Here is a 16,601-nt window from a genome sequence, read left to right as displayed (position 1 = left end):
GAGCCCTGAGTGATACGTGCCCTGCGCGACCGCTGGAGACGCCCCGCCACGGCGTTGCCGACGGCCGCTCTTGCGCTGGCGCTGACCTGCGCCGGCGCCTTCGCGGCGCAGCCCGCCACCGCGGCGGACGGACCCTCGCTGCCGGAGGTGAACCAGTCCCAGCCCGCGAAGCCGACCGTCTCCGACAAGGAGCTGCGCGGCCGGGTCGCCGCGGCCGTCAAGGACCGGGCGACCCCGGACACGACCCCCAAGAAGACACCCTTCATCATCGGCGGCACCGAGACGACGATCTCCTCCGCGCCGTGGATGGTCCAGCTCTCCTACTACGACAGCACGGCCGGCGTCGGCTACTTCTGCGGCGGCACCCTCGTCGCCCCGAACAAGGTCCTGACGGCGGCCCACTGCGTCGCGGGCCTGGACTGGGTGAAGAACGGCGCGGTGGTGGCCGGCGCCACCGGACTGCTGGACGACACCAGCGGCACGGTCGCGGGCGTCTACCGCCAGTGGAACCACCCGCGCTACAACTCCACGACCGTCCAGAACGACATCGCGGTCCTCACGCTCGACCGCCCGCTGGACCAGCAGTGGCAGCGGCTGGTGGCCGCCGGTGACAGCGCCTCCTACAAGGCCGGCAACTCCGCCACCGTCTACGGCTGGGGCCTGACCTCCGGCGCCGACGACGCCGACCTGTCGGCGAACCTGCGCAAGGTGACCCTGCCGCTGGTCGCCGACTCCACCTGCAACTCCGCGATGCAGTCGGTCCTCGGCGAGGACGACTTCGTCGAGGGCGCGATGTTCTGCGCGGGCACCCCGGCCACCGGCACCGACGAGGGCACCAAGAGCCCCTGCAACGGTGACTCCGGCGGTCCCGTCATCGTCGGCGGCAAGGTCGTCGGCATCGTCTCGTGGGGCGTCGCGGGCTGCACCGCGAAGGGCGCCTACCCGGTGTTCACCAAGGTGTCCTCGTACACCTGGGCCGCCCAGCCGCGCATCGACGACGCGGACATGACCTTCGACGGCAAGGCCGACCTGCTGGAGCGCACGCCGTCCGGCGGCCTCTTCCAGCAGGACAGCAAGGGCACCTCGCTCGCCACCCGCGCCTACCAGGGCAGCGGCTGGCAGAACGCCAGCTGGGTCCTCCAGGCCGACCTGGACCGGGACTTCTACCAGGACCTGATCATGCGGGACAAGGGCGACGGCAAGCTGTACCGCAGCTACCTGAACCACAGCTCCGGTGAGTACGACTGGATGCAGATCAGCACGGTGTGGGGCGGCTACAAGTCGTACGCCATCCCCGGCGACATGACGGGTGACGCCCGCCCCGACCTGGTCGCGGTGGACGCCGACGGCTCCGTCTACCTCTACCCGGGCAAGGGCAACGGCCAGTTCTACGGCAAGGTCAAGGTCGTCGACAAGGCCTGGAAGAACGTGAAGATCTTCGGCCACGGCGACCTGTCCGGCGACGGCAGGGCCGACCTGCTGGTCCGCAACAGCTCCGGCGTCCTGTACCTCTACCGGGGCACGCAGGTCGAGAAGACCCCGTTCGCGGCGCGGATCCAGGCGCGTACGGGCTTCACCTTCACCTCGTACGTCGCCAACGGCGACGTCACGGGCGACGGCATCGCGGACCTCATCACCCGCGACTCCGCCGGCAAGCTCTGGCTCTACCCCGGCACCAACAAGGCCTCCAGCAGCCTCTTCGGCTCACGGATCGGCCTGGGCAGCGGCTTCAACCAGTACAACCTGCTGTTCTGAACGACCACAAAAACGCGCGCCGACCCCGCAACCCGCGGGGCCGGCGCGCGCCCTTGTTTTTAGGTTTTTAGGGGCGCGGGGAACTGCGCGACCAGCCCCCACTCGCCCGCACTCTGAAAACGACCCGCAAAATCCGCCCCACCAGCGGAGCTACTCGCACCCGCAAGAACGCCGGACGACCAACCGCGACGGAAACACCTTCAACCGCTCGCGCCGCGACCCCGCGACCCGCAACCCGTCATCCAGTACGAGATCCACCGCGGCCCGCGCCATCGCCGACCGGTCGGAGGCGATCGTCGTCATCGGCGGATCCGTCAGCGCGGCTTCCTTGACGTCGTCGAAACCGGCCACGGCCAGCTGCCCCGGCACGTCGATGCGCAGCTCACGCGCGGCGCGCAGCACGCCGATCGCCTGGTCGTCGGTGGAGCAGAAGATGGCGGGCGGACGGTCGGGACCGCCGAGGATCTGGAGGCCGACCTGATAGGCGTCGTAACGGTTGTACGGCGCTTCGAAGAGGCGCCCCTCGGTGGGGATCCCGGCCTCCTGCATCGCGCGCCGCCAGCCCTCGACGTGGTCGGAGACCGGGTCGCCGACGGTCGGGGTCTCCGCGAGGCCGCCGAGACAGGCCACGTATTCGTAGCCATGTTCGAGGAGGTGGCGGGTGGCGAGCTGGGCGCCGCCGATGTCGTCCGTGACGACGGCGACGTCGTCGATGGCCTCGGGGCGCTCGTGCAGCAGCACCACGCGGGCGTCCCACGCGTCGATCTCCGCGGCAGCGTTGTCATTGAGCGCGTGGCTGACGAGGATCAGCCCGGAGACCCGCATACCGAGGAAGGCGCGCAGGTAGTGGACCTCGCGCTCGGCGATGTAGTCGGAGTTGCCGACGAGCACCATTTTTCCGCGCTCGGCGGCGGCCTGCTCGACCGCGTGCGCCATCTCCCCGAAGAAGGGCTGGCGCGCGTCCGGCACGATCAGGCCTATGAGCTCGGTCCGCCGCGAGGCCATGGCCTGGGCGACCCGGTCGGGCCGGTACCCCAGTTCCTTGATCGCGGCGAGAACGCGCTCGCGCGTGGCCGGGGCAACCGGCCTCGGTCCGTTGTTGATGACATAGCTGACAACAGCGGTGGACGTACCCGCCAGTCGCGCTACATCGTCCCTCGTCACCTTGGCCACGCGCGGAGTCTACGCGGATGGACCCGCCGCTGGGCAGGGCGTACGGAGGCTTGCTGCGCCTCCGTTACCGCCTACTGCGCCTCCGCCGCCGCCTCGACCACCTCGACGGCGTCCAGGTGCGCCGTCTCGTCCGCATCCTCCGGCTTTGGCTGGGCCGCCCTGGCCCTCGCCTCGTCCGTGGCGCGGTCCACCTTCTCAGGTGTAACGAATCGATAACCGACGTTCCGGACGGTACCGATCAGCGACTCGTGCTCGGGTCCGAGCTTCGCGCGCAGCCGTCGTACGTGGACGTCGACCGTCCGCGTACCGCCGAAGTAGTCGTAGCCCCAGACTTCCTGGAGCAGCTGGGCGCGCGTGAAGACACGGCCCGGGTGCTGCGCGAGGTACTTGAGGAGCTCGAACTCCTTGAAGGTCAGGTCGAGGACCCGGCCCTTGAGCTTGGCGCTGTACGTCGCCTCGTCGACCGAGAGGTCGCCGTTGCGGATCTCCATCGGGGAGTCGTCGTTGACGATCTGCTGGCGGCCCATGGCCAGCCGCAGCCGCGCCTCGACCTCCGCCGGTCCCGCGGTGTCCAGGAGCACGTCGTCGATGCCCCAGTCGGCGGTGACGGCCGCGAGGCCGCCCTCCGTCACGACGAGCATCAGCGGACAGCCGGGCCCGGTCGAGCGCAGCAGCTGGCACAGGCTGCGCACCTGCGGGAGGTCGCGCCGGCCGTCGATCAGGATGACGTCGGCGCCGGGGGTGTCGACGAGAGCGGGGCCCTCCGCCGGAGCCACTCGCACGTTGTGCAGGAGCAGGCCGAGAGCGGGAAGCACCTCCGTCGACGGCTGAAGAGCATTGGTCAGGAGCAGCAGAGAACTCATCGCGCCCCACCTGCCTGGGTCGTCCTACGGTCATGCAAGGTTCGCTCGCCCATAACGTCTGGTTCCTCCTCGGTCCCTGCGAGGACGTTTGCGGCACTGCTTCCTACGGTGCGGCTCCCGCGCCCCTGGGAGTCGCCGGACGGCCCACGGGGGGTCGCCGCACGTTCTATGCGTTCGTGGGCTTCGTACACCTGCGGTTTCCCGCTTCGTATACAACGCTTCAGAAAGCACAAAAGGACCCGGGGGCTACGCTGCCCGAGTCCTCTGCCCAGCAGAATAGCCCACATGAGCTCAGGTCCGGCAGGTCAAGCGACGGGATCTTCCGATCGTCCACCCCTTGAGACGCCCGCGCGCGCCCCTTTGCGGAGGTTTCTGCACACGGTCGACGGGGTGACGATCGATGCGGCGTACGACCCTGGAACGCGGCCTCCTGGTGACTCGGCCACTGGCTTGAACGATGTGGTCATTGTCGTCGCGCACGGCTTCACGGGCGATCTGGACCGTCCGCACGTGCGTCACGCCGCGGCCGTTCTCGCCCGGCACGCGGCGGTGGTCACCTTCTCCTTCCGTGGTCACGGCGCCTCCGGCGGCAGCTCCACGGTCGGTGACCGTGAGGTCCACGATCTGGCCGCCGCGGTGGCCTGGGCCCGCGAACTCGGGCACACGCGTGTGGCCACCGTCGGCTTCTCGATGGGCGGTTCGGTGGTGCTGCGGCACGCGGCGCTGCACCGCGGCCCGGACGGTGACTCCGAGGGGGGCCCGGACCGGGGCGCGGAGATGGAGCACGAGGGGCGCACCGGGGCGCGTACGGACGCCGTGGTTTCGGTGAGCGCACCCGCCCGTTGGTACTACCGGGGTACGGCCCCTATGCGGCGGCTGCACTGGCTGGTAACCCGGCCGGTGGGCCGCGCGGTCGGCCGATACGGCCTGCGCACCCGGATCCACCATCGTGACTGGGACCCGGTGCCGACCTCCCCGGTCGAGTCGGTCCCGCTCATCGCGCCCACTCCGCTGCTGATCGTCCACGGCGACCAGGACGGCTACTTCCCGGTCGACCACCCGCAGATGCTCGCCGCTGCCTCCGGCGGCCACGCCGAACTGTGGATCGAGCACGGTATGGGCCACGCCGAGCACGCGGCCGACGACGAGCTGCTCGGCCGTATCGGGGCGTGGGCCGTCGCGGCGGCGGGCTAGCCTGACCGTGTTCACAGAAACCACTGATGACTGATCCGTGGTCACGGAAAACACCGATTGAGGAAAGAGATGGCAAAGGGCACGGTGCGTTACTGGGCCGCCGCCAAGGCCGCGGCGGGTGTCGCGGAGGAGCCGTACGACGCGGGCACGCTCGCCGAGGCGCTCGACGCGGCCCGCGTGCGACACCCCGGCGAACTCGTCCGCGTGCTGCGGCGATGCTCCTTCCTCATCGACGGTGACCCCGTGGGCACGCGCGAACATGAGACCGTACGGCTGGCCGAGGGCGGCACGGTCGAGGTGCTCCCGCCGTTCGCAGGAGGGTGAGCGAGACGATGAGCGACCAGCCGTACGAGGGCCGGTACGAGGGTCCCTACGAAGGTCCCTACGAGGGGTACGACCCGTATCCACAGCCTCAGCAGCAACAGCGGCAGGGGCGGCCTCAGCAGCAACAGCCGCCGCAGCCCGAGTGGCAGCAGCACACCCAGCAGTGGGAGGGGCAGACCTGGGAGACCCAGGTGCAGCCCCCGATGCCGACGGCGGAAACGACGTATCTGCCGCCGCAGGGCTACCAGGCGTACCCCGAGCCGCAGACGTACGGCACGGTCGGGCAGCCGCTGCCGCAGGAGGCGCCCACGCCGACACCGGCACCGGCACCGGCACCGGAGTGGACTCCCGCGTACCAGCCCCCCGTCCAGCAGGCGCCCGGCACCGGCACCGGCGGCGCGGTCACCCCTGACACCGCCTCCGGCTACGGCCCCCCGACCGTCACCGGCAACGCCCGCGTCACCGACGCCCAGCGCGCCCGCGCCGAGGGCCGCTCCCCGATCATCGAACCCGGCATCCAGCCCGCCGCGCTCACCGCGGTGCTCGGGCTGCTGCTCTCCGGGGCGGCGGCGATCGGGCAGTACGCCCTCGTCGTCCCCCTCGTCCTCCTCCAGGCCGTCACCGCGGCGGGCTGGTTCCGCCTGAACGGGATGTGGCCGGCCCGTCAGGGCATCGCGCTGGCGTTCCTCGGCGCGGTCACCGCGGACGTCGCGCTCCTCGCGGCGGGCCGGGAGAACGCGCCGGCCGCGATCCTCGGCACCCTCGGCGTGTGGGTCCTGCTCACCCTCGTCCTGCAACTGCGCAGCCACGCCGACCCGGACACCCGGATGTACGGCCTGATGGCGACCGTCACCTCGGCGGCGCTCGCGATCATCGCGACCGGGCACCTCGCGGCCGAGCCGGACGCCGTCACGGTGGGCGCCGCCGCGGTCGCCGTCGCGATCCTCGCCCGCGCCCTGCCGCTGCCCACCGCGGCCTCCGTGGTGGTGGCGCTGCTGGCCGCCGCGGGCGCCGGTATCGCGGTCGGCGGGATGACGGACCTGGGCAGCAAGGGGGCCTTCCTCGGCCTCGGCGCCGGGGTCTGCGCGCTGATCGGCCACCGGGTCGCGAGTTACGACTACCCGTCCCGCTTCGTCCACTTCACCGCGGGCGTGGCCCTGCCGCTGGCCGCCGCGGCCCCCGCGGTGTATCTGCTGGGCCGCGCGCTCGGCTAGAACTCGGCTGGAAACCGGGCCGGTGGCTGTTCGTCACAGGTGATCTACAACTACTTCGGAGGGCTCCGTCGCGGGGCCCTTCGGGGTTAGGTTCGCGAGGGAGGGCCACTCGGTCGTCCGGATCCGTTCGAGGTGGGGGAACACCGCGCATGCGTGCACTGCGAATAATCCTGATCGTCACCGTCATTCTGGGCGGCCTGTTCGTGATCGCGGACCGGGTGGCGGTCGGTTTCGCGGAGAGCAAGGCTGCGGACCGGATCAAGAGCACCGAGGGCCTGGCCGGCACGCCGGACGTGTCCATCGAGGGCTTCCCCTTCCTCACCCAGGTCGTCGGTGGCGAATTCGACGACGTGAAGATCGGCATCAAGGACTACGAGGCGTCGACGAGCGGCGCGGGCAGTGCGGGCGGCACCGGCACCATCCGTATCGACGACCTGAACGCCGAGATGCACGGCGTCACCTTCAACGGCGACTACAGCTCCGCCACCGCCGACAGCGCCACCGGCTCCGCGTCCATCGGGTACGCCGAGCTGCTCAAGACCGCCAAGTCCCAGCCCACGCAGGTCGGTCCCGAGGTCACCGCCCGAGTCGTCGGCCTCTCCGACGGCGGCAACGGCAAGATCAAGGTGGTGGTCGAGGTCAGCATCGGCGGCACCAAGGTGCCCCAGCCGGTCTCCGTGCTCAGCACCGTCACGGTTGTCGGCGGCAACACGGTCAAGGTGCACGCGGACTCCCTCCCCAAGCTGGGCGTCGCCCTCGCCGAGAACCGGGTGCGCGCGATCACCGACTTCGAGCAGAAGATCGGCGAGCTGCCGGGCGGCATCCAGCTCGACACGGTCCAGGCGGCAGCGAACGGCGTGGACGTCTCCGTGAAGGGTTCGAACGTCAAGCTGGTCGGGTAGAAGGTTCAGCGGCCGGAGGGCGGACGGCAGGGGCCAGAGGGCAGGGAGACTGCGGCCGGGGAGCTGTCCGAGGGGCGAGACGTGCCCGTCCGTACCGCAGATGTGCGGTCGGTGTGATGACGGATACGGGCACCCGGAATCCCTGCGGGAGCCGCCCCGGCCGAGAAGGCGTCCCACATCCCGGACGATCGCATCTCAACATCCGACACACCGGTGACACGCCCGCCTGTCCGTCCCTACGATCGGACCCATGAAGCGACAGGCGGATCTCACGAAGCGGCGGGCAGTAGACCTGTGCCGCGTCGCCGCCATGCTCTGTCGCACCTTCTGAGCGGGACATTCGTCCGTCCGCCCTCCCCTGGCCTCTCTTCGTCAGGGTCCCCGTGCGCGCCGCGCAGCCTCGACTGGCATGACCGCGCACCCTCTGTCTAACGCACCGCCCCGCCGCAACTGCCCCGGAGGAGAAACAGCATGAGCCGCAGCGACGTCCTGGTCGACGCCGACTGGGTCCAGGACCACCTGGACGACCCGAGCGTGGCCATCGTCGAGGTCGACGAGGACACGTCCGCGTACGAGAAGAACCACATCAAGAACGCGATCCGGATCGACTGGACCAAGGACCTCCAGGACCCGGTCCGCCGTGACTTCATCGACCAGGAGGGCTTCGAGAAGCTCCTGTCGGAGAAGGGCATCGCCAACGACACGCTGGTGGTCCTCTACGGCGGCAACAACAACTGGTTCGCGTCCTACGCCTACTGGTACTTCAAGCTGTACGGCCACGAGAACGTCAAGCTCCTCGACGGTGGCCGCAAGAAGTGGGAGCTCGACTCCCGCGACCTGGTCGTCGAGGTCCCGAACCGCGCCGCGACCGACTACAAGGCCAAGGCCCAGAACACCGCGATCCGCGCCTTCCGTGACGACGTCGTGGCGGCCATCGGTTCGCAGAACCTGGTCGACGTCCGCTCGCCCGACGAGTTCAGCGGCAAGCTGCTCGCCCCGGCGCACCTTCCGCAGGAGCAGTCGCAGCGTCCGGGCCACGTCCCGAGCGCCCGCAACATCCCGTGGTCGAAGAACGCCAACGACGACGGCACCTTCAAGTCGGACGACGAGCTCAAGGAGCTCTACGCCGACGAGCAGGTCGACCTCGCCAAGGACACCATCGCGTACTGCCGTATCGGTGAGCGTTCCGCGCTCACCTGGTTCGTGCTGCACGAGCTGCTCGGCGTGGAGAACGTCAAGAACTACGACGGTTCCTGGACCGAGTACGGCTCCCTGGTCGGCGTCCCGATCGAGCTCGGCGCCAACAAGTAACCCTCAAGGCCTGAAGGACGGAATCGAAATATGTGTGGAGCGAAGGCCGGCGGCCCCGACGCCTCGACGATCAAGCCCGGTGAGACCACCATCCAGGGCCAGGTGACCCGCGACGGCGAGCCCGTCACCGGTTACGTGCGCCTGCTGGACTCGACCGGCGAGTTCACGGCGGAGGTCCCCACCTCCGCGACGGGCCAGTTCCGCTTCTACGCGGCCGAGGGCACCTGGACCGTACGCGCCCTGGTCCCCGGTGGCACCGCGGACCGCACGGTCGTCGCCCAGACGGGCGGCCTCGCCGAGGTCGCGATCGCCGTCTGACGGCACCTCTGAGTGGCCGAAGGGCCGCACCCCAGGGTTGGACGCTCGGGGTGCGGCCCTTCGGCATGTACGGGCCTACGCTTGAGGTATGTACGCACGACGGCGACACGTCTACTTCGCCATGATGGGGACGTGCATCGGTCTTTTCGTCCTGGCCTGGGGAGTCGTAAGGATCTGGTCGATTCCCGTGGCCGTGGGGATGTGTGTGGTGGCGATGGTGATTCCGCCGTTCGCCGCGGTGGTCGCCAACCGGCGCGGGCCCGAGGACCGCTGGTGGGACGACCCGTCCGGGGACCAGAAGTCCGACGAGTGGTGGGACGAGCTCGACGGCAAGAAGCGCCGCCCGTAGGAGGGCGCGCGCGGCTCCTTCAGTAGACGAGCGCCTGGGTCTCGTCCGCCATCGCCTCCTGGACGAACACCTGGGCGCCCGCGATGCGTACGCCGTCGATGACGTCCTTCTCCGTGATGTCCCGGCGCGCCGCGCACTGGGTGCACAGCGTGAGCCGGCCCGCGGCCAGGACCGAGTCGATCAGATCGGGCAGCGGCGCCGCGTGCGGCAGCTCGAACTCGGCGGCCCGGCCCGGTAGCGCGAACCACGAGGACTCGCCGGTCAGCCACAGGGAGACCTCGACCCCGCTGGCCACGGCCACCGCCGCGACCGTGAACGCCTGCGAGCAGCGCTCGGGGGCATCGGCCCCCGCCGTCACCTTGATCACGAGCTTCTTCGCCATGGCCGCATGGTAGTCCGGGAGCGTTCGGGGAGAGTCCGAATCGTGATCATGCCCCTTACAACCCCGTGAGATTCCCATGGGTCTCCTGTGCGCGCGGATACGGAATCCGTGCGTCGCGTTCCGTGGGGGGATGTCGTGGAAGTCGAAGAGATGGATGAGGAGATCCGCGAGGAGATCCCTGAGGAAATCCGTGAGGAGACCCAGGGGGAGATCCAGGAGGAGATCCGGGAGGAAACGCCTCGCGTACGTCGGCGGGGGCGTACGGCCCTGTTGATCGCCACGGCCGCCGTGCTGGGGCTGGTCGGGGGTACCTGTGCCGGCTTTCTGATCCAGGCCGACCGGGAGCCGACCAAGCTGCCGTCGCTCTCGCAGCCCGTGGTCGCCCAGGCCAGGGGCGCCGGTCCCGAACCGCTGTCCGCCGCGCAGGACCGCCGGGTGAAGACCGACGACGACCTGCGCAAGCTGCTGGTCAAGCGGCCGAAGGGGACGCGGGACGCCGCGTACGTGCCGGGCGACAAGGGCTGGATGGGCATCGCCGACTACGCGGAGGAGTACACCAAGCCGGCCAACGCCTTCGGCGACCTGATCAGCGCCGAGTTCCGGCGTGCGGCTGCCACCGGCTGGATGGTGGGCAGCACGTACAGCGTGGAGGTCCGCCTCATCCAGTACCGGCAGGAGGAGAAACTCGGCGCCTCCGACGCCGCCGCCGAGGGCCGCTACTGGGCGAACACGAAGAGCGGCACCCAAGTTTGGGCCGTCCAGGGGACGGGCGACGGCATGGCCTACGTCCACACCAAGCCGGACACGAAGCCCGGTTACCTCCCGATGTACGAGGCCGAGGCGCACGCCTGGCGCGGTGACATCGCCATGGAGATCTGGATCTACGACACCAAGCCGATTCCCAAGGCCAAGATCATGAACCTGGCCGAGCGGCAGATGGAGCGGCTGTGACCGACGAGCAACCGATGAGCGAGCAGCCCGTCCAGGAACGCGTCGAGGAGCTTGTTCAGGAGCGTGAGGAGAAGCCTGTTCAGCAGCCCGCGCCCGAACCCGCCGCGCCCGAACCCGCCGCGCCCGAACCCGCCGCGCCCGAACCCGCCGCGCCCGAACCCGCCACGCCCGAATCCATCGCCCCCGAATCCATCGCCCACGTCAAGAAGCCCAGGAAACCCCTCCGCCGGGGGCGCATCGCCGCCGTCGCCGGTTCCGTGCTCCTCGTCGCGGCCGTCCTCGGCGGCGCCGGCTACACCGTCGTGACCGTCCAGGACGCCGACCGGGACCCCGGCGCGCCCTCCTGGACCTTCCCGGTTCCCGCCCCCAACGACGCCAAGACGGCGAAGACCGCCTCGGGACTCGCCGCGATGCTGGTGCCCTACGGCACCGAGGGCTGGAGCCGGGGCCCGGACATCGGCGCGTTCGGTTCCGACGCCTCGCTCAGCGGGCCCGAGGCCACCGCGTTGCGCAAGGAGGCGCTGCGCGACCTGCCGCGTTCCCAGCGGCGGGAGTTGGAGGAGCGGATCGACAAGCAGCGCACCAAGGGCATCGCGATGCGCAGCTACCTCAGCACCTCCAGCGGGTTCAGCTCCACGCTGTATGCCGACAGCGGCTTCACCATGAGCGTCGAGCTGGCCCAGATCGAGGACAAGGCGGCGGTGAAGGGCATGTCGACGTTCCAGAACGAGTTCTTCGACGCCCTCAAGATCTTCCGCAAGGGGCCCGAGATCAAGGGCCACAAGAACGCCGAGTGCTTCCTGCCGCCCAAGGACAAGGACGAGAAGCTCGACATGATGGTCTGCTCCGCCTACCAAGGTGACGTGCTGGTCAGCGCGACCGCCTACGGGGCCAAGCCGTTGAACACCAAGGGTGTCGCGATGCTGCTGCGCGAGCAGCTCGACCGCATCGCCGAGCCGGGGGAGGCGGTATGACCGAGCAGACGAGCTCCGCCGAGGACGCGGCGGCGACGCCCGTCGAGCACGGGACGTCGACGCCCGTCGAGGACGCGACGCCGACGCCGGTCGAGGACGGGACCACGACTCCGGTCGAGGTACCGGTCGCGCTGCCACCCGGGCCCGAGGAGGCGCCGGCCCCGGTGCGCAAGGACCGTCGGGTGCTGCGGGCCCTGCTGCGCTGGACCGCCGCCACCGTGGTCTTCGCGGCGGTCGGCACGTCGGCCGCGTACGGCATCACCCGCATGGACCGCACCGACGTACCCGGTCTGGCGACGGAGTCGGACGGGCGCTGGGACTACCCGGCGATCACCCGGCCGCCGCTGCCCTCCGGCAGCCCGCGCCCGCTCGCCGAGTCGAACAGGACCGGCGCCCACTACGCCGACCTGCGGCGGCTCGTGCTGCCCGCCCCCAAGGGCGCACACGTCGACGCGGCGCTGAGCGGGACGGACGGCTGGCTGGCGACGAAGACGTTCCTGGCGGAGTACGCCACGGCGGACGACCGGGAGACGATCGGGCAGCAGCTGACCGACAACGGTCTGCGGCACATCGCGGCGCGCGGCTGGACGACGCCGGACGGTACGCACACACGGATCTACCTGTTGCAGTTCGACTCGGTCGTCGTCGCGGACGAGGTGAACTCGCCCGGGCTGACCAGCTACAACACGCCGATCTACGCGCTGCGCGGCGCCGAGCGGACGATGGCCGACGACCGGTTCCCTGACCGCGCCACGGTCGACGACGTGATCCGTCACGCGTACGACGAGGTCAAGCCGTACGGCGCCGAGCAGGTCCGCCAGGCGTACCTCTCGGCCGGGGACACCCTCGCCCTGGTCGTGCAGTCCCGCAAGGGCGCCGCGAAGGCGGTGCCGTTCCAGCAGACGGTGGTCCTCCAGAGCCAGCTGCTCGGCTGAACACGCCTGGGCGTACCTCGCGGAGAACCGCCCAGGAGTACCTCGCAGAGAGCCCCGAGCCCCGGCCCACTAAGCTGGGGCTCGGCTCTTGTACCGCCCACCCCGCTCATCCGAGGAGCACCCCGTGGAGATCTTCTTCGAAACCCTGCTGGTCCTGGTCTGCGTCGGCGTGCTCGCCTTCGCCGCACTGGCCGTGAAGAAGCTGTACCAGGGCCAGCGCTGACCCCCATCGAGGAACTGCCGAGCTCATGATCGAGATCCCGTCCGACCTGCACAAGGACCTGCTTCCCCTTGCCTTCCTGCTCGGCAACTGGGCCGGTGCGGGCGTTCACGACTTCCCCGGCTCCGAGAAGTGCAACTTCGGGCAGGAGGTCACCTTCACCCACGACGGGCGCGACTTCCTGGAGTACCAGTCGCACACCTGGGTGCTCGACGCCGACGGGAACAAGGTCCGGCCGCTGGAGACCGAGTCCGGCTTCTGGCGCATCGACTCCGACCGCAAGGTCGAGGTCGTCATGACCCGCGACGACGGTGTCGTCGAGATCTGGTACGGCGACCTGGCCGCCAAGACGCCGCAGATCGACCTGGTCACCGACGCCGTGGCACGGACAGCGGCCTCGGGTCCCTACACCGGTGGCAAGCGCCTCTACGGCTATGTGAAGAGCGACCTCATGTGGGTCGGTGAGAAGCAGACCCCCGAGGTCGAGCTGCGCCCCTACATGTCCGCGCACCTGAAGAAGGTCGTCACTCCGGAGGACGTCGAGCGCTGGGCCAAGGCCCTCCCGGACGACATGCCGGACGACGGAATCGCGTTCTTCAAGTAGTCAGGAAGCAGTTCGGAAGCAGTTCGGAAGTGATGCGGCCGGTTCGGCGGCTCTCCTCAGGGCGGCACATCCCGGAATGGTCCTAGACTTCCTGTGTGGTGAGCACCGACTGGAAGAGCGACCTGAGGCAGCGCGGCTACCGGCTGACGCCGCAGCGCCAGCTTGTCCTCGAAGCTGTGGACACCCTGGAGCACGCGACCCCCGACGACATCCTCATCGAGGTGAGGAAGACGGCGTCGGGGGTCAACATTTCCACCGTCTACCGGACCCTGGAGCTCCTGGAGGAGCTCGATCTGGTCAGCCACGCGCACCTCGGGCACGGCGCGCCGACCTACCACCTCGCCGACCGGCACCACCACATCCACCTGGTCTGCCGGGACTGCACGAACGTCATCGAGGCCGACATCTCGGTCGCCGCGGAGTTCACCGCCAAGCTCCGGGACACGTTCGGCTTCGAGACCGACATGAAGCACTTCGCGATCTTCGGCCGGTGCAAGGACTGTTCTCTCAAGAGTTCAACTACCAAGTCGTAGGCTAGGTGTATGAAGAGCCCTCTCCTGTCCCTGCCCGGCGCCGTCCCCGCCGAAGGCGTGGATGAACAGGTCGCAGCCCATTACGGCGACCTGTTCCGCGAGCAGCGTGCCCTCGCCGACGGCAACGGCTTCGTGGACCTCTCGCACCGCGGCGTCGTCGCCGTCACCGGTGAGGACCGGCTGAGCTGGCTGCACCTGCTGCTCACCCAGCACGTCACGGACCTCCCGGCGGGCCGCGCCACCGAGGCGCTGATCCTCTCCGCGCACGGCCACATCGAGCACGCGCTGTACCTCGTCGACGACGGCACCACGACCTGGGCCCACGTCGAACCCGGCACCCAGGACGCGCTGCTCGCGTACCTGGAGTCGATGAAGTTCTTCTACCGCGTCGAGACCGCCGACCGCACGGACGACTTCGCGGTCGTGCACCTGCCGGCCGGTTCGATCGCGGAGGTCCCCGAGGGCGTGGTCGTACGCGAGACGCCGTACGGGCGTGATCTCTTCCTGCCCCGTACGGACCTGGAGTCGTACGCCGAGAAGGCCGGTCCGGCGGCCGGGCTGCTGGCCTACGAGGCGCTGCGCGTCGAACACCACCGCCCGCGGCTCGGTTTCGAGACCGACCACCGCACGATCCCGCACGAGCTGGGCTGGATCGGCACCGCGGTGCACCTCCAGAAGGGCTGCTACCGGGGCCAGGAGACCGTCGCCCGCGTACAGAACCTGGGCAAGCCCCCGCGCCGGCTCGTCTTTCTGCACCTGGACGGCAGCGAGGTCCATCTGCCGCCGCACGGCGCCGAACTGCGCCTCGCGGACGACGGCCCCGACGGCCGGAAGATCGGCTTCATCACCACCTCCGTACGCCACCACGAGCTCGGCCCGATCGCGCTCGGCCTGGTGAAGCGGAACGTGCCGCTGGACGCGCGGCTGCTGGCGGACACGACGGCGGCGGCGCAGGAGGTCGTGGTCGAGCCGTAGGGGCTCAGGCGGGTCGCATGTCCCGGGTCACATCTCCAGGAGCACGGTGAACGGGCCGTCGTTCGTCAGCGAGACGCGCATCTGCGCGCCGAACCGGCCCGTCGCCACCGTGGCGCCCAGCGCGCGGAGTTGGGCCACGACCTCGTCGACGAGGGGTTCGGCCACATCGCCGGGGGCGGCCGCGTTCCAGGTGGGGCGGCGGCCCTTGCGGGCGTCGCCGTACAGGGTGAACTGGCTGATGACGAGCAGCGGCGCGTCGATGTCGGAGCACGACTTCTCGTCCGCCAGCATCCGGACGGACCAGAGTTTGCGGGCGAGTTGGGCCGCCTTCTCCTTGGTGTCGTCGTGCGTGACACCGACGAGGACGCACAGCCCCTCGCCGTCGATCGCCCCGACCGTCTCCGGACCGTGTTCCCCGTTCACGACGACGCTCGCGCCGTCCACCCTCTGCACCACCGCACGCATGGGAACCATCATGCCGTGCGGGACGGACCCCCCTTCACGGGGCTCAATGCTTTCGGGTCACGCGGTTCATTGCTTTCGCGCGTGATCCCCTGACCTCTTTCGAGGGGTCCTTTGGGGGTTTCTTTTTGCTCCTTACCCCCCCATCTGGGGCCTATCGGGGGCACTCGGTCACATAGCGGCCACTTGGGGTGGCACGATGCGTGTGTTGCGGTGCAACCGTGGGGTGGACCGCGCCGGTCGAGGGGACGGTAGAGGCACATGAGCACACCGAGTACCGGGCAGCAGCCGCCCGGGGCTGTGTCGTTGACCCGTACGAGTCCGCGGGCGGGAGGCGGTCGTTCGGGGGTTCATCGTCCTCCCGTGCAGCGCACCGACAGCCCGCTGCACCCGGACCCACCCGCGCCCGAGCTGCCCCTGCTGCGGCTGCCCGAACTGCGGACCCTGCGACGCGACGCGCAGCGCGACGAGGCCGACCTCAGCTATGTGCGGCGGCTGCTCCAGGGGCGCATCGACATCCTGCGGGCGGAGCTGGCGCGCCGCAGGGGACTGCGGGCGCCCTCCGCGACGCCGGGAGCACCGCTGGTCTCGGGCCTGGGAACGAGTCCGGGGCTGCGTCCGGCCGGGGTGCGGGGAGCGGGCCCGGGCTCCGGTTTCCGTGAGGCGTCGGTCGTCGACCGGCTCCCCGAGATCCTCACGGACGCGCCCGCCCGGCACCGTTCGTCGGCCCGCCATGTGACAGTGGGCACACCGTACGGCGAGGAGTACCGGCGGCTGGCCGCGGACATGCTCGCCGAGGTGGAGCTGTCGGACCTGGAAGCGCGTACGGACGACGAGCTCGGCGCGGGGATGGGACGGCTGGTGCGCTACGAGCAGCAGGTCTCCCGGCGGCGCCAGCACCTGCAGCGCACCGCCGACGATTGCAGCGCCGAGATCGCCCGCAGGTACCGTGATGGGGAAGCACAAGTAGACGACCTGCTCATGTGACGCGGTGGCCCCCGGCGATCCCGGCGGCGCGTGCGAGGGCTGTGGCGGCGCCGGCGCTCCGGGACATCCGGGGCCGGGCCCCATGGCCGCGCCCGGTTCCGCGGTCGCGGCGGCCGCGTCCGGGAACGGCCCGGGTCGCGGTCGTGGGGCTCGGCCGGGGACACGCCACCGGGAA

20 protein-coding genes are annotated in these 16,601 nt (G+C 70.2%); 16 read left to right on the top strand and 4 right to left on the bottom strand.

Annotation, left to right across the window (positions count from 1 at the left end):
* The first annotated feature begins 9 nt into the window (after window positions 1-9).
* Entirely contained in the window at window positions 10-1,755 is a 1,746-nt protein-coding gene (locus ACIRA5_RS11315) for a trypsin-like serine protease (RefSeq protein ID WP_403689638.1), read from the top strand.
* Between the two features lie 150 nt (window positions 1,756-1,905).
* Here the strand turns inward: ACIRA5_RS11315 and ACIRA5_RS11310 are convergent, their stop codons facing one another.
* Together ACIRA5_RS11310 and ACIRA5_RS11305 are read right to left on the bottom strand one after the other, a co-directional pair.
* Complete coding sequence (locus ACIRA5_RS11310; RefSeq protein ID WP_403689636.1) at window positions 1,906-2,928, bottom strand: LacI family DNA-binding transcriptional regulator; 1,023 nt, start codon at window positions 2,926-2,928, stop codon at window positions 1,906-1,908.
* Window positions 2,929-2,999: 71 nt separating this feature from the next.
* The gene (locus ACIRA5_RS11305) at window positions 3,000-3,791 is read right to left on the bottom strand and encodes a winged-helix domain-containing protein (RefSeq protein WP_403689634.1); all 792 of its coding nucleotides are present in this window, start codon (window positions 3,789-3,791) and stop codon (window positions 3,000-3,002) included.
* Window positions 3,792-4,076: 285 nt separating this feature from the next.
* Between ACIRA5_RS11305 and ACIRA5_RS11300 the strand changes: the two genes are divergently transcribed.
* From ACIRA5_RS11300 to ACIRA5_RS11265, 8 genes are all read left to right on the top strand, one after another.
* The gene (locus ACIRA5_RS11300) at window positions 4,077-4,985 is read left to right on the top strand and encodes an alpha/beta hydrolase (RefSeq protein ID WP_403689631.1); all 909 of its coding nucleotides are present in this window, start codon (window positions 4,077-4,079) and stop codon (window positions 4,983-4,985) included.
* A 69-nt stretch (window positions 4,986-5,054) separates the two neighbouring features.
* Entirely contained in the window at window positions 5,055-5,309 is a 255-nt protein-coding gene (locus ACIRA5_RS11295; RefSeq protein WP_054232388.1) for a MoaD/ThiS family protein, read from the top strand.
* An 8-nt stretch (window positions 5,310-5,317) separates the two neighbouring features.
* The gene (locus tag ACIRA5_RS11290; RefSeq protein WP_403689628.1) at window positions 5,318-6,523 is read left to right on the top strand and encodes a hypothetical protein; all 1,206 of its coding nucleotides are present in this window, start codon (window positions 5,318-5,320) and stop codon (window positions 6,521-6,523) included.
* Window positions 6,524-6,672: 149 nt separating this feature from the next.
* Complete coding sequence (locus tag ACIRA5_RS11285; protein ID WP_403689624.1) at window positions 6,673-7,425, top strand: DUF2993 domain-containing protein; 753 nt, start codon at window positions 6,673-6,675, stop codon at window positions 7,423-7,425.
* Between the two features lie 250 nt (window positions 7,426-7,675).
* Window positions 7,676-7,756, top strand: a complete 81-nt coding sequence (locus ACIRA5_RS11280; protein WP_350310325.1) for a putative leader peptide — start codon at window positions 7,676-7,678, stop codon at window positions 7,754-7,756.
* Window positions 7,757-7,896: 140 nt separating this feature from the next.
* Window positions 7,897-8,736, top strand: coding sequence for a sulfurtransferase (locus ACIRA5_RS11275; RefSeq protein ID WP_403689621.1), 840 nt, complete (start codon window positions 7,897-7,899; stop codon window positions 8,734-8,736).
* Between the two features lie 30 nt (window positions 8,737-8,766).
* A complete protein-coding gene (locus ACIRA5_RS11270; RefSeq protein WP_054232391.1) occupies window positions 8,767-9,054 on the top strand; it encodes a DUF1416 domain-containing protein in 288 nt (95 codons plus the stop codon).
* An 88-nt stretch (window positions 9,055-9,142) separates the two neighbouring features.
* Window positions 9,143-9,403 carry a DUF3099 domain-containing protein gene (locus ACIRA5_RS11265; RefSeq protein ID WP_403689619.1) on the top strand — a complete coding sequence of 87 codons (261 nt, stop codon included), beginning with the start codon at window positions 9,143-9,145 and terminating at the stop codon, window positions 9,401-9,403.
* 19 nt (window positions 9,404-9,422) lie between these two features.
* On the opposite strand, the gene ACIRA5_RS11260 is transcribed toward ACIRA5_RS11265, so the two are convergent.
* Window positions 9,423-9,785: a DsrE family protein gene (locus ACIRA5_RS11260; protein WP_101407995.1), complete on the bottom strand. Its 363-nt coding sequence runs from the start codon at window positions 9,783-9,785 to the stop codon at window positions 9,423-9,425.
* Window positions 9,786-9,920: 135 nt separating this feature from the next.
* Between ACIRA5_RS11260 and ACIRA5_RS11255 the strand changes: the two genes are divergently transcribed.
* The 6 genes from ACIRA5_RS11255 to ACIRA5_RS11230 all read left to right on the top strand — a co-directional run bounded on the left by ACIRA5_RS11255 (window position 9,921) and on the right by ACIRA5_RS11230 (window position 14,977).
* Window positions 9,921-10,736, top strand: a complete 816-nt coding sequence (locus tag ACIRA5_RS11255) for a hypothetical protein (RefSeq protein ID WP_403689616.1) — start codon at window positions 9,921-9,923, stop codon at window positions 10,734-10,736.
* Window positions 10,733-11,710: a hypothetical protein gene (locus ACIRA5_RS11250; protein ID WP_403689613.1), complete on the top strand. Its 978-nt coding sequence runs from the start codon at window positions 10,733-10,735 to the stop codon at window positions 11,708-11,710. The genes ACIRA5_RS11255 and ACIRA5_RS11250 overlap by 4 nt, the downstream gene beginning before the upstream one ends.
* Window positions 11,707-12,645 (top strand): hypothetical protein, encoded by a 939-nt coding sequence (locus ACIRA5_RS11245; RefSeq protein WP_403689611.1) that lies wholly within the window; start codon window positions 11,707-11,709, stop codon window positions 12,643-12,645. Before ACIRA5_RS11250 ends, ACIRA5_RS11245 begins: the two co-directional genes overlap by 4 nt.
* A 248-nt stretch (window positions 12,646-12,893) precedes the next feature.
* Complete coding sequence (locus tag ACIRA5_RS11240) at window positions 12,894-13,469, top strand: FABP family protein (protein ID WP_403689609.1); 576 nt, start codon at window positions 12,894-12,896, stop codon at window positions 13,467-13,469.
* A 95-nt stretch (window positions 13,470-13,564) separates the two neighbouring features.
* The gene (locus ACIRA5_RS11235) at window positions 13,565-14,002 is read left to right on the top strand and encodes a transcriptional repressor (RefSeq protein WP_352044008.1); all 438 of its coding nucleotides are present in this window, start codon (window positions 13,565-13,567) and stop codon (window positions 14,000-14,002) included.
* A 9-nt stretch (window positions 14,003-14,011) separates the two neighbouring features.
* On the top strand, window positions 14,012-14,977 hold the full coding sequence (locus tag ACIRA5_RS11230; RefSeq protein WP_352044009.1) for a folate-binding protein: 966 nt from the start codon (window positions 14,012-14,014) through the stop codon (window positions 14,975-14,977).
* A 27-nt stretch (window positions 14,978-15,004) separates the two neighbouring features.
* Here the strand turns inward: ACIRA5_RS11230 and dtd are convergent, their stop codons facing one another.
* Entirely contained in the window at window positions 15,005-15,442 is a 438-nt protein-coding gene (gene dtd, locus ACIRA5_RS11225; protein ID WP_060897698.1) for a D-aminoacyl-tRNA deacylase, read from the bottom strand.
* Between the two features lie 258 nt (window positions 15,443-15,700).
* Here dtd and ACIRA5_RS11220 point away from each other — a divergent pair, with 258 nt between their 5' ends.
* Window positions 15,701-16,426: an AmfC protein gene (locus tag ACIRA5_RS11220; protein ID WP_403689604.1), complete on the top strand. Its 726-nt coding sequence runs from the start codon at window positions 15,701-15,703 to the stop codon at window positions 16,424-16,426.
* Window positions 16,427-16,601 lie beyond the last annotated feature (175 nt).

Origin of the sequence: Streptomyces sp. NPDC096311 (assembly GCF_044763085.1) — a bacterium.
In the GTDB taxonomy this organism is placed as follows: domain Bacteria; phylum Actinomycetota; class Actinomycetes; order Streptomycetales; family Streptomycetaceae; genus Streptomyces.
This window is presented reverse-complemented; position numbering and strand designations above follow the sequence as displayed.

Bases quoted from the DNA above. Each gene is read 5' to 3' on its own strand.
- ACIRA5_RS11295 (WP_054232388.1), top strand. From the start codon at position 5,055: ATGGCAAAGGGCACGGTGCGTTACTGGGCCGCCGCCAAGGCCGCGGCG.
- ACIRA5_RS11265 (WP_403689619.1), top strand. From the start codon at position 9,143: ATGTACGCACGACGGCGACACGTCTACTTCGCCATGATGGGGACGTGC.
- dtd (WP_060897698.1), bottom strand. From the start codon at position 15,442: ATGCGTGCGGTGGTGCAGAGGGTGGACGGCGCGAGCGTCGTCGTGAAC.
- ACIRA5_RS11220 (WP_403689604.1), top strand. From the start codon at position 15,701: ATGAGCACACCGAGTACCGGGCAGCAGCCGCCCGGGGCTGTGTCGTTG.
- ACIRA5_RS11275 (WP_403689621.1), top strand. From the start codon at position 7,897: ATGAGCCGCAGCGACGTCCTGGTCGACGCCGACTGGGTCCAGGACCAC.
- ACIRA5_RS11270 (WP_054232391.1), top strand. From the start codon at position 8,767: ATGTGTGGAGCGAAGGCCGGCGGCCCCGACGCCTCGACGATCAAGCCC.
- ACIRA5_RS11300 (WP_403689631.1), top strand. From the start codon at position 4,077: ATGAGCTCAGGTCCGGCAGGTCAAGCGACGGGATCTTCCGATCGTCCA.
- ACIRA5_RS11290 (WP_403689628.1), top strand. From the start codon at position 5,318: ATGAGCGACCAGCCGTACGAGGGCCGGTACGAGGGTCCCTACGAAGGT.
- ACIRA5_RS11245 (WP_403689611.1), top strand. From the start codon at position 11,707: ATGACCGAGCAGACGAGCTCCGCCGAGGACGCGGCGGCGACGCCCGTC.
- ACIRA5_RS11240 (WP_403689609.1), top strand. From the start codon at position 12,894: ATGATCGAGATCCCGTCCGACCTGCACAAGGACCTGCTTCCCCTTGCC.
- ACIRA5_RS11230 (WP_352044009.1), top strand. From the start codon at position 14,012: ATGAAGAGCCCTCTCCTGTCCCTGCCCGGCGCCGTCCCCGCCGAAGGC.
- ACIRA5_RS11285 (WP_403689624.1), top strand. From the start codon at position 6,673: ATGCGTGCACTGCGAATAATCCTGATCGTCACCGTCATTCTGGGCGGC.
- ACIRA5_RS11280 (WP_350310325.1), top strand. From the start codon at position 7,676: ATGAAGCGACAGGCGGATCTCACGAAGCGGCGGGCAGTAGACCTGTGC.
- ACIRA5_RS11260 (WP_101407995.1), bottom strand. From the start codon at position 9,785: ATGGCGAAGAAGCTCGTGATCAAGGTGACGGCGGGGGCCGATGCCCCC.
- ACIRA5_RS11305 (WP_403689634.1), bottom strand. From the start codon at position 3,791: ATGAGTTCTCTGCTGCTCCTGACCAATGCTCTTCAGCCGTCGACGGAG.